The organism is Psychrobacter sp. VH5, assembly GCF_050572635.1.
Classification (GTDB): domain Bacteria; phylum Pseudomonadota; class Gammaproteobacteria; order Pseudomonadales; family Moraxellaceae; genus Psychrobacter; species Psychrobacter celer.
On sequence record NZ_CP192145.1, the window covers coordinates 2338616 to 2352179 of the forward strand.

Here is a 13564-nt window from a genome sequence, read left to right on the forward strand (position 1 = left end):
ATAAGATAGCATCAAGAGCAGAGCTAAGACTAGTAGTGTATTGCAAGTCCTCAGTATTTAAATCGTTAACTGTCATTGGTAGACTGCGGTCGTGACAATAAAAAAATATCTAAAAATATAGCAAAAAAAAGGAGAGACAATCATGATCTCTCCTTATAATATGGCGGTACAACGTCTGTCTGTCCTTATCGTACCATAGCCATATTACCGCTACAGCACAACTCACAGCATAGCCACAGTATCGTCATTCACCGCAATGAGCAATACGCCGCTACTCATGAGGGCGGCGTATGATCATAAAGCAGACTTACGACGCTGGAACCAGTAGGCTCTTACCTGTCATTTCAGCTGGTGTATCCACACTCATCAGGGTCAAAATAGTTGGAGCGATATCGCTGAGCTTACCCCCACTACGCACCGTAAGTTTTTGCTCGCCGATATAAATCAGCGGTACCAACTCGGTGGTATGCTGAGTATGCACTTGCCCACTTTCATAGTCCTGCATTTGCTCACAGTTGCCATGATCAGCGGTGATGAGCATATCGCCGCCAGCCGCGCGCACAGCAGTCTCAAGACGGCCAATACAGACATCGAGCGCCTCTACCGCTTGCACCGCGGCATCAAAGATACCCGTGTGTCCGACCATATCACCATTGGCATAGTTGACCACTAGCACATCATACTTGCCAGACTCAATCGCCTCGACCAGCTTATCCGTCACTTCAGGGGCGCTCATTTCAGGCTTCAGATCATAAGTAGCCACATCAGGTGATGGTACTAGGATACGGGTCTCGCCTTCATACTCCTCTTCGCGGCCACCACTAAAGAAAAACGTCACATGAGCGTACTTTTCCGTTTCGGCGATACGTAGCTGCGTTTTGCCAATGTTTCGCAAATACTCGCCAAGGGTGTTGGTCAATGAGGCGGGATGATAAGCGATGCTGGTGTACGGGTTGTCAGCCAGCACATCAGAGTATTTGGTCAGCATGACAAAGGCGGCCAGCTTTGGCTGCTTTTGACGGGCAAACCCTGAAAACTCATGATCTGGTAGCACAAACGCTTGGGTAAGCTCGCGAGCACGATCAGCGCGGAAGTTCATAAAGATCAGCGCGTCATTGTCTTCAACTGTATAAGGCACTTCATCACGACCAATCACGGTCGTCGGACTGACAAACTCATCCGTCTCGCGCGCTTTATAAGCGGCTTGTACAGCACCATCGGCACGCGTTGCCAAGCGATCAGCTTTGCCTTCAGTGATCAGCTCATAGGCTTTTTGGACGCGCTCCCAGCGATTGTCACGGTCCATGGCATAATAACGCCCGATGATACTGGCAATCTGTACGCGGCCACCTTCGTAGTGGGCGTTGAGCTTACCGATATGATCACGCAAGCGATCGATATATTTGTCAGCAGACTTAGGCGGCGTATCGCGGCCATCTAAAAAACAATGCACAAAGACGTTTTTGGCACCATGTACCAGCGCTGAGTGACACATCGCTTCGATATGGTCTTGATGCGAGTGCACCCCGCCATCAGAAAGCAAGCCCATGATATGCACATTACCGCCCAAGTCGTTTGCCGCTTTTACTGCATCGACCAGCGCTTGATTTTTATAAAACTCACGGTTGGCCAACTCGTTTGAGATACGCGTTGAGTCCTGATACAGGACGCGGCCAGCGCCGAGGTTCATATGTCCCACTTCTGAGTTACCAAACTGACCATCTGGTAAACCCACATCTTCTCCAGAGGCAGAGATCAGGCCATGTGGATACTGCTGATAAATTCTGTCTAAATTTGGCATATTTGCTGCAGCAATAGCGTTGTCTTTATCCTCTTCACGATGACCAAAGCCGTCCAATATCATCAACACATGCGGTGTTTTTTTATTTTGTCCGCCGGTTTTGTCATTAAGTGGTGCCTGATTGTCATCGATAGACTCTGATGGTTGCTGGTTCGTGGTCATATATTACCGCTCCTCAAGTGAATGAACGCCTATAATGCTGTCTTAGGGTGTTGAAAGCCCTCTATATTAGCACATATCTGAAAATTGCTGAAAAACTGACAAATTTTCACTACGTAGCAATCTGTAATTCACCCTTGCAATCACACTTTTCATTGGTTAAGATGAAACTATTCTGAAGTGTTGGCTAGTAGATGTTTATTCCCTGAGCCGATAATGCTTTACTAGGATGTGGTACCTATTGCCTCATTGTGTATGCCTGCACCGCTTGCGGTGTATCAGGAAACCTGCAGAGGTAGTGACGCATCCGCCCTGAACTTCACGGTTCATGGGTCACCATCTTACGGCGGCACTTCGGTTGTTCTATTCGGTCTTCTCTTTATTCTATCGCTCGTAAAATACAAAGGATAAATAAGCCATCAAGACCAGCAAAAAGCCCCTTTCGCTCATCACGAAAGGGGTTTTTTGCTATCTGCTTTACGACTTACTATCATTCATCATTGGCAGATTTGGTGATTTTTTTCACATCTTTAGGCACACTTTTGGCCGTACCATCTACGGTAGTATGCTGTTTAAAGACATCGCCAAACGGGTTTTGCGACTGCTGACCAAAGGGGTTTTGACCACCCATACCACCTGCACCGCCAAACGGGTTTTGGCCGCCCATGCCACCAAATGGGTTTTGACCGCCCATCTGTCCACCCATTTGTTTTGCCATCATTTCCATCATTTTTTGCTGGTTGTTCATGACATAGTTGTTGGCCGCATCTTTCAGCTTTTTTTGTACAGGCGGTAACACAACCAATAACGCTAGTAAATCACTGAGCACCCCTGGTATCAGTAATAAAATACCGGCTGCCGCCATCGCCACACTCTTTAGCATGGTAGACTCTTGCGGGCGCATCGCTGGATTCATCATGCCACCTGCTTTCATCTGCTGCGCCATCGGGTTGAGCGCGGCCATACCTTTGCGCATCAGTGACACACCGATGACAGCGGCGATGATAAACCACATAAATACCCACCAGCCACTCATAAACTGGGCAAGCAAATACCACAGCAGCATCTCAATAATAAACCAAACAATGGCGATACCAACGATCTGACCCATAAAGTGTCGTCCTATAAAATAAAAACCAATAAATAAAGCGCCATACAAATTAAGATGGCTAACATATGATGTATATGGGGATTGATTGCTATACTATCAAACTTATAGCGGATTTTTAAGATATAAAACAAAATGTAAGTAAGACGGAATACTATGGCAATTATTATTGGGATTGACCCAGGCTCGCGTATGACCGGTTATGGCATCGTGCAACAAACCGGCGACAAATTGACCTATATCGATGCAGGCACCATTCGCACAGAGACTAAGGAGATGCCTGAGCGCTTAAAGCGTATTTTCAATGGGTTGACGCGTATTACTCAGCATCATCTAAAATATACTGACGAGCCAATTCATACGGCAATCGAACAAGTATTTATGGCCGAAAACCCAGACTCAGCGCTAAAGCTCGGTCAAGCCCGTGGTGCCGCCATCGCCGCGATGGTAGCACTAGACTTAGAGGTGTCGGAGTACACTGCTCGTCAGATCAAGCAGGCGGTTTGCGGCTATGGCGCAGCGGCCAAAGAGCAAGTGCAGGAGATGGTATGCCGTATACTATCGTTAGACGTCGTGCCACAGCAAGATGCCGCCGACGGCCTTGCTTGTGCGATTTGTCATGCTCACTCCAGCCATTCGATGAACAAACTGATATTAAACAGCGCTATGCGCGGGCGCGGCAGCTCTAAGAAAAAAGGCCGCTGGCGGCTAACAGAAGAAGACTTGGGCAATTTACGTTAGGTTATCAAGCTATTTGTTTACAAGTCATCAGACATAAAAAACACGCGTCATTTGAACGCGTGTTTTTTTTAAGTCATTTTGGCTATCTAGGCCTCATTTTAAATAACCAAAACGACCAACCAACTTACTCAAGTAATCCTACTCTACCACGCTACTTTCTATCACGGCATCGAGTACATAAGCGTACTCTTCACCTGTTGATACTGCGTCTTCGGCATCCAACTGATAGCGCTGGAGACGCAGCACTTCATCATGCTTGCCGTCATGCTGATAGCCTTCGATTTCGCCCGTGAACGCAGCCCATTTACCTTCACTGGTCTTGATACCTTGATCATCATAAGTGATGGGTTTGACTTGCAAACACTGCTGCGTCCCCTCAGCGGTGCAAGGGGCTTTTTTGTCATTGACGGCCCAAAAGACGGTTTTTCCTTTGCTATTATATTTCGCCTGTGAGGTTAGCCGCCCTTTCCAAGTCAACGTCACCTCATCGCTGGTCACTTGCGTGAGTAAAGGCTGCTCATCGGTCGTCACGCTCAACTCACTCGTACCCTGCATCAAGGTGTTCAGACGATTTTCAGCCTCATTGAGATCTTGGCAGAGCATTTGTGTACTCATGCTCTCTTCGGTGGTCAACGTATTACCCTGCAGCTGATAAACCGCGCTCATAGCATTGCAGCCAACGCTATAGCTCAAAGTGTCTTGCCCTTGATTTTGATTAAACAGTAGTGTTACTTGGTCTTTGATATCAGCCAGCATAGACACCGAGGGCCCACTGCCAGCATTCTGAATATCCGATAGCGTCCAACGATAGCGCGATAGGTTTTCGATCATTTTTTGCTCTACCGTCAGCTTATCATCACGGCCATCGTCTGTATCCGTATTCTCTACATTCATCTCGTCTATTGGCGTATCGCCATCTGTTTCACTGGTTACCGCCGCTTCATGACGATCCACCGTGTCGCCATCAGCAGGCGCAGTGGATTTTTGACAAGCGCCCAGCGCTAGGCTTGCTACTAGCATGCTTGGTAATAGTAGCCATTTCGAAGCGGGTTTTGCGGTTTTACTTACCATACAACGTACCTCTTAGTAAGCTTGGTTTCTTTTTTTATATAAAACAGATGTGGCCAAAAAACTGTCAAGTATCATTTAAGCTCTATTACAAAGCTTTTTATGCAACGTCTAAAAACTCAGGATAGATTGCTCACTATAACGCTGTGTCTACTGCACTATGTAATAAAATGTTTATTTTTATTACATCTTCTAAAAACAGTTCCCAAATCTATGTTTTAGTGCTAGTAGTCGTGAGTTATAGTAGATTCAATTTAAAAATGTTATAGCGCCACTGGTATAAATTTTCCTTGCGTGCTGTATACACAGAGGCTGCGAAAAATTCATCCCAGTAGCGCTTTGGAACTTATGACAGTTTTTTTTGAACTGACTATACTATCTTGCAGCTTCTATCTTGGCTTGATTATAACGCCTTATTAACACTGCATAAAAAAACAGCCAATCATGAGATAAGCTGTTTTAATTGAATACAAGCTGTCAGCAGTTGAAAGGTTAATTAAGCAGCTAGGGCGTGTCCTAATTTGACCAGACTTAGCCATTTTTAACCCATTTAGATTACTATCGATTGAATTGAGGACACGCCCTAGTTAAGGATACACTTAAGAAGTAAGCAGCCGACTACTTATCAATCTCTTGTGTCAATCTCTCATCACTTACTGCTATCTACGGGCTTGGCTTTTGCCATATTTTTGATACTAAACTGCTCATTCATTTTTTGATAAAAGCGCGCTAGGTTTTCACCTTGCTTGCTTGGGTCAACTTTAAGTATTTTGCCAAAATCTAACCCTAAGTACAGCACAATATCAGCAAAGCTTAACTGCTCACCCACGAGATAGTCGCGACCTACTAAAGCGTTCTCAAAATAGCTCATGGCTTTGGTAGCACGGGCGATAGATGGCTGGACAAACTCGGGAACCTGCTCGACGCGCTGAGCCTTGGAAGGATGACTGTGCTGAAACGCCAGCATTAAGTTGTACAACACCTCAAGCTCAGCGATCCGGCGCATGGCGCAAACTTGCGCGCGCTGTACCACATCATTTCCCATCACTGAGCGCTCGCCATAGACGCGGTCTAGATACTCACAGACCGCTTGTGAGTCGTTGAGCACCGTCCCATCGTCTAAGGTCAAGACCGGTACCGTCTGCATCGGATTGATCTTGGTAAATTCCGCCGAAATCTGCTCGTTGGCTGCAAAGTCGATATCTATCACATCGACGTCATCCATGTCATCGACATCAATCCCTTTTGATGCCAAAAGTATCAAAGCCTTACGCGGGTTTGGGGCAGTACGAGTGACGTATAGTTTTTTCATAATAAACTCCTTGTAAAATAGATAGATAACGATTTAGCGCTGCCAGCCATTATTGTAATGAGTAACGAGCCTTGCTGAGCATTCGTATTGAGTGGCTACGACCCACTCAAATCTGGCTCACATCCTGACGCTCTATCATAGTTATAGCTTACTCAGCGCACCATAGCAAAGCTTTCTTGTCTTTTGCCACGGCAGAGGCCTAAAGCAAGATAAATACGATGATTGAGATATAAAAAAAGCCTCACAACTTTACGTCGTAAGACTTTGTATCATGCGACTTGCCATTCACTGCCACTTATTTATTAGGGGCAGGTGTGGTACGTAGATAGGGCTTAATTTCTGTATGGCCTTTTGGATAGTTGGCAGGGATGTCTTCGTTTTTGACACTTGGCGGGATGATCACATCGTCGCCATCTTTCCAGTCGACTGGTGTGGCAACATTATATTCATCAGACAACTGTAGCGCATCGATGACCCGAACGATCTCATCAAAGTTACGACCACAGCTGGCTGGATAGGTCAGGGTCAGACGTACTTTTTTGTTTGGATCAATGATAAACACGCTGCGAACTGTCGCGGTGTTATCAGCATTTGGGTGAATCATGTCATACAAATCCGCAACCGTGCGATCAGAGTCTGCAATGATAGGGAATTTCACCGCAGCGCCTTGTGTCTCTTCGATGTCGCTGACCCAGCCTTTGTGATCTTCTAAGCCGTCCACTGACAAAGCAATCGGCTTGACATTGCGTTTTTGGAACTCACCGCCCAATGCAGCGGTGCGGCCAAGCTCAGTAGTACAAACTGGCGTATAGTCGGCAGGATGCGAAAACAGCACCACCCAGCTATCACCCGCCCAATCATAAAAATTAATATCACCCTCTGTGGTGGTTGCATCAAAGTTTGGTGAGGTGTCGCCTAAACGTAAATGTGCCATACTAAATTCCTTATTTATATGAATAATGATGAGCGCCGATCTTACTGTCTTCTGCGCCCTATTATTATAAACCGATTATTGCAATGTGCGAGACGGTTTGATCATTTGCTTATCCCGTCTAGCGCATCAATAAAAACTCACTTTATAGTACCAAACTGGTTATGAATGTCTTGTGAAGGATTGTAATGCGTTTATTCCATTTATCACTAAATAAACCAGTATATAGGTAGCATAGCGCATTGAACTACCATGCCTGTATCCCACAAGCAAAGTTCATAAAAAACCCACCCCTAGCGCACTAGAGATGGGTCAGTATAAAAGGACAATGATTTGACATAATAATTTGACGTTAAGCCCTAATAAGGGCAAGCTCAAAGGCTATGCATTAAGCTGGCTTATAACTGTCGCGTAAGCTGACGATTTGGTTAAATACCGGCTTGTCACTGGTGTGCTCTTCGCTATCGGCGATGAAGTAACCTTCACGCTCAAACTGAAAGCGCGTGCCAGCATCTGCGTTGGCAAGTGACGGCTCAACCACTGCTGCAAGCTCAGTCAATGAATTGGGATTGAGTACTTGATGCACATCACTGGCACTACCTGGGTCCTCGACACTAAATAACTGCTCATACATACGCACGGTCGCAGGCACGCCAAGGCTGGCTGATACCCAATGAATCACGCCTTTGACCTTGCGGCCTTCAGGGTTTTTGCCCAATGTCGCAGGATCAATCGTCGCTTTTAGCTCGGTCACATTACCAGCATCGTCAGTAATATGCTCAGTCACGGCCAGCACATAGGTGTTACGCAGGCGGATTTCTGGCTTTGCTGGTGACAGGCGCTTATAACCGGCTGGCGGCTCAATCTCATAGTCGCCTTGGTCGATATAAAGGGTTTCGGTGAATGGAATCTCACGCTCACCCATATCGACGTTAGGATGTTTTGGCTGCTTGAGCCATAGAGTCTGAGCGTCTTCATCCCAGCGCGCATTGACGCTATCGGCTTTTTGTGACTCCCAGCTGCTAACCGCTTCATGGAAGTTAGTAATCGTCACTTTTAACGGCTTAAGCACCGCCATGCCGCGCGCGGTCGTCGTCTCGAGTGATTGACGAATGCTAAATTCTAATAGACGAAAATCAACCACACTATCGACTTTGGTCACGCCAACGCGCTCACAAAAATCGCGCAGACCCTCTGGCGTATAACCACGGCGGCGCATGCCTGCGATGGTCGGCATACGCGGGTCATCCCAGCCGCTCACCACCCCTTCATCGACCAACTGTTTGAGCTTGCGCTTACTGGTCATGGTGTGGTCGACATTTAAGCGACTAAACTCATACTGATGCGGCGGCACCTCAAAGCCGATTTTTTCTACCGCCCAATCATAAAACGGACGATGGTCTTCAAACTCTAGTGTACACAATGAATGGGTGATGCCTTCGAGCGCATCAGAGAGCGGATGGGCAAAGTCATACATCGGATAGATGCACCATTTATCGCCGGTTTGATGATGCGCTTGGTGCATGACGCGGTAGATGACAGGGTCACGCATGTTCATGTTTGGGCTGGCCATATCAATCTTGGCACGTAGCACCGCTTCGCCTTCGGCAAACTTGCCGTCTTTCATCTCATCAAAGCGCGCTAAGTTTTCTGCGACACTGGCATCACGTTGCGGTGATGGCGTACCTGCCTCATTAAATGAGCCGCGGTTGTCGCGGATTTGTTCAGGCGACTGCAAATCCACATAAGCGTCGCCCTGCTCGATAAGCTGCACCGCCCACGCATAGAGCTGATCAAAATAACCTGATGCATGATGCGCCTCGCCTGCCCACTCAAACCCAAGCCATTTGACATCGTTTTCGATATTGTCGATGAAGTCTTGTTTTTCTGCCGTTGGGTTGGTGTCATCAAAACGCAGGTTACAGACCCCGCCAAACTCCTCAGCAATACCAAAGTTTAGACAGATTGATTTGACATGACCCAAGTGCAAATAGCCGTTTGGTTCAGGGGGAAATCTCGTTACGATTTGGGGGTATTTTTGCGCCTTAATATCATCACGAATGATATTACGAATAAAGTCGTTTTTTTGTGCATTATTGCTTGAGTGCTCACTCATTACTCATTGCTCCTAGCGCAAGTATTCAGCGCGTGTTACCACGCTCAAAAATGATAAATTAAAAAAGACTGATAAAAGATAACGTTGCGTTATTCTATCAGCTTTTGCAAAGCCATTAACAGCCTGATACATGACAGACGACAAAAAAGCCGTTAGACTAGCCATAACTTTTTAACCACCACTTGACAGCGTCCTTTAAGGCGCTGCAATCAAAAAAGGAATATCACATGGTAGACATGCCGCCAGTAGTACAACTAGACACCAATATGGGTGCGATCGTCATCGAACTCAACGAAGAAAAAGCACCAAAAACCGTAGAAAACTTCTTAAACTACGTAAAATCTGGCCATTATGACGGCACGATTTTTCATCGCATCATCGATGGCTTTATGATTCAAGGCGGCGGTATGGACGCTGAGATGAATGAAAAATCAACCAATGCTCCTATCGAAAACGAAGCGGACAATGGCCTAAAGAATGACAAAGGCACTATCGCCATGGCGCGTACGCAAGATCCGCATTCAGCGACCAGCCAATTCTTTATCAATGTCAAAGACAATGACTTCCTCAACCATTCTGGCAAAAACATGCAAGGCTGGGGTTATACAGTATTTGGTAAAGTCACCAGCGGTATGGATGTCATCGACAAAATGCGCGGCGTACCAACCGGTCGCTTCGGCATGCATGCTGATGTGCCAAAAGAGCCTGTCATTATCAACTCTGCGACCATCGTTTCTCAGTAGGTCGTGATAAGTAAGTGTTACTGATAGTCTGACAATAGACGACAAGGATTATGATAAATGCAAACGTTTAATCATCTGATAACGACCCGCCCACATGAGGTGCGGCAAGTATTCATCAGCGATTTGCATTTATCGCCAGAGGAGCCTGCCTTAGTGCAGGCTTTTTTGGCGCTACTTGATGACTGTCTGGCCCTGCCCGTCCTCAAACGCTTATTTATCTTAGGCGATTGGTTTGAAGTCTGGATCGGTGATGACGCTTATTTGACGCTGTCAGATGCCGCGCGCCAAACCCACTGGCTCACCCCGCTTATCGCTAAATTAAAACAACTGCGCATCAAGGGCTGTGAGATATTAGTGATGCATGGCAATCGTGATTTTCTGCTGGGTCAGCCGTTTTGCAACCTGTTTGGCGGGGAGCTGATTGATGAACCGCATATGTTAACCATCGGGCAGCAACACTACCGTCTCGAGCATGGCGACGCGCTCTGTACCGATGATAAAAAATATCAGTTTTTTCGTAAAATCATGCGCAACCGTCTAACCCAGTGGTACCTGCTGGATAAATCCCTAGAAAAACGCTTGGCTATCGCGGAAAAAATGCGCCAAAAAAGCCAACATAACAACGCCAATAAGGCCGCTCATATTATGGATGTCAACGGTGAGGCGGTAATACAAGCCGTGGCTAATAGCGATGCGCTGCTACATGGTCATACCCATCGTCCAGATATCCATCAAGCAACGACAGATAAAAAACGCTACGTGCTGGGTGATTGGCGGCTGCTAAATAAAAATACCCGTAAACCAACCGTCAACGCAGTGATTGGTGTGATGATCACTAATGCACACTCAGATAGCAATAAAGCTAACTTTGAACTGGTTGAACTTAGCTCACTGGTCTAGCTTATTTTTTTTACAAACCAAACGATGTCATAAAATGATGTAATAAGATAAAGGGTCTGCTAACTATTTAGCAGACCCTTTATAATTGGCTATTCACTTATTAAGTGCAGGCTCATTACTTATCGAGCTTAACTTATCAATCTTATTAAGGCATGAGTTTAAAAAAGTGCTGACGATAATGCTTAAGCTCACGAATAGAATCGCGGATATCATCTAACGCCAGATGGCTGCCCCCCTTTTCAAAGTTTTTTAAGATATCAGGGCGCCAGCGAAAGCACAGCTCTTTAATCGATGACACGTCAAGGTTGCGATAATGAAAGAAGCGCTCCAGCTCTGGCATTTGCCGCGCCAAAAAGCGACGATCTTGACAGATCGAGTTACCGCACATCGGCGACTTACCGCTATCGACCCATTTATTCAAAAACTTAATGGTTTCAGCTTCAGCCTCTGCCAGCGTCACCTTACTACGGCGCACCCGATCGATCAGACCTGACTGACCATGTTGCTTGGTGTTCCAGTCATCCATTTTGTTTAGTACCTGATCGGATACTTTAATCGCAAACACCGGCCCTTCTGCAAGGACGTTTAAATCTTCGTCAGTGACGACAGTGGCAATCTCGATAATCTCATCGTTTAAGGTGTCAAGTCCGGTCATCTCTAAGTCAATCCATACCAGCCCTTTTTTGCCTTGATTTTTGATCTTAATTTTATTGGGATGGTCGCCGGTAGTCATAAAATATCCTATGGTCAATAATGTTTGGAGCAAGTTGTTATATAAAAAGTGCCGTTTTATCTACGGTGACAAGATGAGGGCTTGGGATTTAACACTGCCAAATCAGCCCTGATATTACAAAACCACTATCTGCCACGGACGGTTTAGGCTGTATGTTAGCAAATTTTCACGCTACACTTAGCAATATTTTTATAATAGGTCAAAACCATGGCATTAATACGGCAACGCAAACTGACTAAACAACAGATTCGTCGCATTGACAAACAGCAGCTCGACAGTCAAGACAGCCTCGATGACAGTTTGATGGATGGCGTGGTCATGGCGCATTATGGCAAGCAGCTAGAGGTACAAATCACCAGCTTGCCTGCGGTGCTACCGGTGCAGCCAGAGATTGCGCCTGATGATCCTGAGCCATTTTGGCAAGCGCTGGAGTTGGGCGATATATGGCGCTGTCATGTGCGTACCAACCTGCCTATGCTGGCGGCAGGCGACCACGTACGCTGGACAGCTGACCCCAATACCGGCTTTGGCCGTATCGAGTCGGTCAAACCGCGTACCTCTCTTGTCTCACGCCCAGATCGATATCATAAGCTCAAACCTGTCGCTGCCAATATCGATATCTTGGCGATCGTGTTTGCGCCACTACCAGCGGCGGCGGCGTCCCTGATCGATCGCTATTTGGTGGTCTGTCATCACGCGGGCGTCAAGCCGCTATTGGTATTGAACAAAGCCGACCTACTCGCGCAAGAAGACGGCGTCGATACCAGAGAGCTTTTGACTCAATACGCGGCTCTTGGTTACGAGAGCGTACTGACGTCGGTTGACTGTCCTGAAAACATCGCCGCTAGCGACGCCCAAACAGGTCTTTATGAGCTCAAGCGTCATATAGATAAAAAGCTGGTGATTTTTGCTGGACAATCTGGCGTCGGTAAAAGCAGTCTTATCAATGCGCTATTGCCTGAGTCAGGGCAAATGGTCAACGTCATCTCCGAAAACTCGAAACTTGGCCAGCATACCACCACCACCAGTCGCTTATTGCCGTTTAATCCAGACGATCTTACCCAAGGCGGTATCGTCGATACCCCTGGTATTCGCGAATATGGTATCTGGCATTTAGATCCTGACGATATTATTTCAGGCTTTATTGAGCTTGCGCCGCTTGCCGGTGACTGTCAGTTTCGTGATTGCAAACATACTCATAACAGCAAAGGCTGCGCGCTATGGCAAGCGGTAGCTGATGGTGATGTGCTACAGCGCCGAGTCGAAAACCTGGTGACCTTGAGCGAAGAGGCTGATACCAAGCCCTATTAACAACGCTATGTATCAAATCAGCATTATTAAAACGTAGGTTGCTCATCATACATTTACTATAGATGACCTAATCGGTATAATAGCGCCTTGTTCAAAATCATTGAGCTATCTTCTCGGCTTAATAGAACACTTATTTTTTGGAGGTATGGTTTGGATCGTGCGCTAGAATTTGTGGGCAACCACCCGTTTTTGTTTGGTATATTAGCCGTACTTGCTGTACTGTTTTTTACCATCGAAAACAAACGTAGTGGTAGAAAAATATCGCCCAACACGCTTGGTATGATGGTGAACTCGCAAAACGCGCAGCTGATCGATATTCGCGCCAAAAAGAAATTTTTGACCGGCTATATTCAAGGCAGCCGCAACATACCTTTTACTGAGCTAAAAGATCGCCTAGAAGAAATCCGCGCCATCCAGCAGCCAGTGGTCATCATCTGCGACATGGGCGTACAGGCAGGCGCAGCCATTCAAATGATTGGCAAAGATGACGTTTATCGCTTAGAAGGTGGCATTGGCGGCTGGCAGGCAGCTGGTATGCCACTCGTTGGCCTAAAAGATGCTAAGTCAAAAACCAAAGGCAAGGCCAAGCCGTCATTGCACAAATAGCTGGTGCTGCATTATTTAGTATCAGTAACCATCAA

12 protein-coding genes and 1 other RNA gene are annotated in these 13564 nt (G+C 46.5%); 6 read left to right on the forward strand and 7 right to left on the reverse strand.

The genetic code is table 11. The annotated features are described in order from the left end of the window. Positions 1 to 307: 307 nt before the first annotated feature. Positions 308 to 1963 carry a 2,3-bisphosphoglycerate-independent phosphoglycerate mutase gene (gpmI, locus tag ACNFVB_RS09775; RefSeq protein WP_288996626.1) on the reverse strand — a complete coding sequence of 552 codons (1656 nt, stop codon included), beginning with the start codon at positions 1961 to 1963 and terminating at the stop codon, positions 308 to 310. Positions 1964 to 2129: 166 nt separating this feature from the next. On the opposite strand from gpmI, the gene ssrS reads away from it, so the two are divergent. Beyond that, positions 2130 to 2325, forward strand: a non-coding RNA gene (gene ssrS, locus ACNFVB_RS09780) — 6S RNA. Between the two features lie 125 nt (positions 2326 to 2450). Here ssrS and ACNFVB_RS09785 read toward each other — a convergent pair. Beyond that, positions 2451 to 3071 carry an FxsA family protein gene (locus tag ACNFVB_RS09785; protein WP_192995148.1) on the reverse strand — a complete coding sequence of 207 codons (621 nt, stop codon included), beginning with the start codon at positions 3069 to 3071 and terminating at the stop codon, positions 2451 to 2453. A gap of 153 nt (positions 3072 to 3224) precedes the next feature. Here ACNFVB_RS09785 and ruvC point away from each other — a divergent pair, with 153 nt between their 5' ends. Further along, the gene (gene ruvC / locus ACNFVB_RS09790; protein WP_105243865.1) at positions 3225 to 3809 is read left to right on the forward strand and encodes a crossover junction endodeoxyribonuclease RuvC; all 585 of its coding nucleotides are present in this window, start codon (positions 3225 to 3227) and stop codon (positions 3807 to 3809) included. A 138-nt stretch (positions 3810 to 3947) separates the two neighbouring features. On the opposite strand, the gene ACNFVB_RS09795 is transcribed toward ruvC, so the two are convergent. The 4 genes from ACNFVB_RS09795 to ACNFVB_RS09810 all read right to left on the reverse strand — a co-directional run bounded on the left by ACNFVB_RS09795 (position 3948) and on the right by ACNFVB_RS09810 (position 9236). Further along, a complete protein-coding gene (locus tag ACNFVB_RS09795; RefSeq protein ID WP_430737357.1) occupies positions 3948 to 4880 on the reverse strand; it encodes an META domain-containing protein in 933 nt (310 codons plus the stop codon). Positions 4881 to 5526: 646 nt separating this feature from the next. After that, positions 5527 to 6189 (reverse strand): glutathione S-transferase family protein, encoded by a 663-nt coding sequence (locus tag ACNFVB_RS09800; RefSeq protein WP_430737358.1) that lies wholly within the window; start codon positions 6187 to 6189, stop codon positions 5527 to 5529. A gap of 295 nt (positions 6190 to 6484) precedes the next feature. Then, entirely contained in the window at positions 6485 to 7123 is a 639-nt protein-coding gene (locus ACNFVB_RS09805) for a peroxiredoxin (RefSeq protein ID WP_430737359.1), read from the reverse strand. A gap of 385 nt (positions 7124 to 7508) precedes the next feature. Beyond that, entirely contained in the window at positions 7509 to 9236 is a 1728-nt protein-coding gene (locus tag ACNFVB_RS09810) for a glutamine--tRNA ligase/YqeY domain fusion protein (RefSeq protein ID WP_430737360.1), read from the reverse strand. A gap of 227 nt (positions 9237 to 9463) precedes the next feature. Here ACNFVB_RS09810 and ACNFVB_RS09815 point away from each other — a divergent pair, with 227 nt between their 5' ends. Beyond that, the gene (locus ACNFVB_RS09815; RefSeq protein WP_430737361.1) at positions 9464 to 9979 is read left to right on the forward strand and encodes a peptidylprolyl isomerase; all 516 of its coding nucleotides are present in this window, start codon (positions 9464 to 9466) and stop codon (positions 9977 to 9979) included. Positions 9980 to 10036: 57 nt separating this feature from the next. Further along, on the forward strand, positions 10037 to 10879 hold the full coding sequence (locus tag ACNFVB_RS09820) for a UDP-2,3-diacylglucosamine diphosphatase (protein WP_430737362.1): 843 nt from the start codon (positions 10037 to 10039) through the stop codon (positions 10877 to 10879). A gap of 145 nt (positions 10880 to 11024) precedes the next feature. On the opposite strand, the gene orn is transcribed toward ACNFVB_RS09820, so the two are convergent. Continuing rightward, on the reverse strand, positions 11025 to 11612 hold the full coding sequence (orn, locus tag ACNFVB_RS09825; RefSeq protein ID WP_075100646.1) for an oligoribonuclease: 588 nt from the start codon (positions 11610 to 11612) through the stop codon (positions 11025 to 11027). Between the two features lie 207 nt (positions 11613 to 11819). On the opposite strand from orn, the gene rsgA reads away from it, so the two are divergent. After that, entirely contained in the window at positions 11820 to 12923 is a 1104-nt protein-coding gene (gene rsgA / locus ACNFVB_RS09830) for a ribosome small subunit-dependent GTPase A (protein ID WP_430737363.1), read from the forward strand. Positions 12924 to 13073: 150 nt separating this feature from the next. After that, positions 13074 to 13529: a rhodanese-like domain-containing protein gene (locus ACNFVB_RS09835; RefSeq protein ID WP_093068718.1), complete on the forward strand. Its 456-nt coding sequence runs from the start codon at positions 13074 to 13076 to the stop codon at positions 13527 to 13529. Positions 13530 to 13564 lie beyond the last annotated feature (35 nt).

Excerpts from the sequence above, each read along its gene's own strand:
- ACNFVB_RS09820 (WP_430737362.1), top strand. The coding sequence starts at position 10,037 with ATGCAAACGTTTAATCATCTGATAACGACCCGCCCACATGAGGTGCGG.
- ACNFVB_RS09810 (WP_430737360.1), bottom strand. The coding sequence starts at position 9,236 with ATGAGTGAGCACTCAAGCAATAATGCACAAAAAAACGACTTTATTCGT.
- orn (WP_075100646.1), bottom strand. The coding sequence starts at position 11,612 with ATGACTACCGGCGACCATCCCAATAAAATTAAGATCAAAAATCAAGGC.
- rsgA (WP_430737363.1), top strand. The coding sequence starts at position 11,820 with ATGGCATTAATACGGCAACGCAAACTGACTAAACAACAGATTCGTCGC.
- ACNFVB_RS09805 (WP_430737359.1), bottom strand. The coding sequence starts at position 7,123 with ATGGCACATTTACGTTTAGGCGACACCTCACCAAACTTTGATGCAACC.
- ACNFVB_RS09815 (WP_430737361.1), top strand. The coding sequence starts at position 9,464 with ATGGTAGACATGCCGCCAGTAGTACAACTAGACACCAATATGGGTGCG.
- ACNFVB_RS09785 (WP_192995148.1), bottom strand. The coding sequence starts at position 3,071 with ATGGGTCAGATCGTTGGTATCGCCATTGTTTGGTTTATTATTGAGATG.
- gpmI (WP_288996626.1), bottom strand. The coding sequence starts at position 1,963 with ATGACCACGAACCAGCAACCATCAGAGTCTATCGATGACAATCAGGCA.
- ACNFVB_RS09800 (WP_430737358.1), bottom strand. The coding sequence starts at position 6,189 with ATGAAAAAACTATACGTCACTCGTACTGCCCCAAACCCGCGTAAGGCT.
- ruvC (WP_105243865.1), top strand. The coding sequence starts at position 3,225 with ATGGCAATTATTATTGGGATTGACCCAGGCTCGCGTATGACCGGTTAT.
- ACNFVB_RS09795 (WP_430737357.1), bottom strand. The coding sequence starts at position 4,880 with ATGGTAAGTAAAACCGCAAAACCCGCTTCGAAATGGCTACTATTACCA.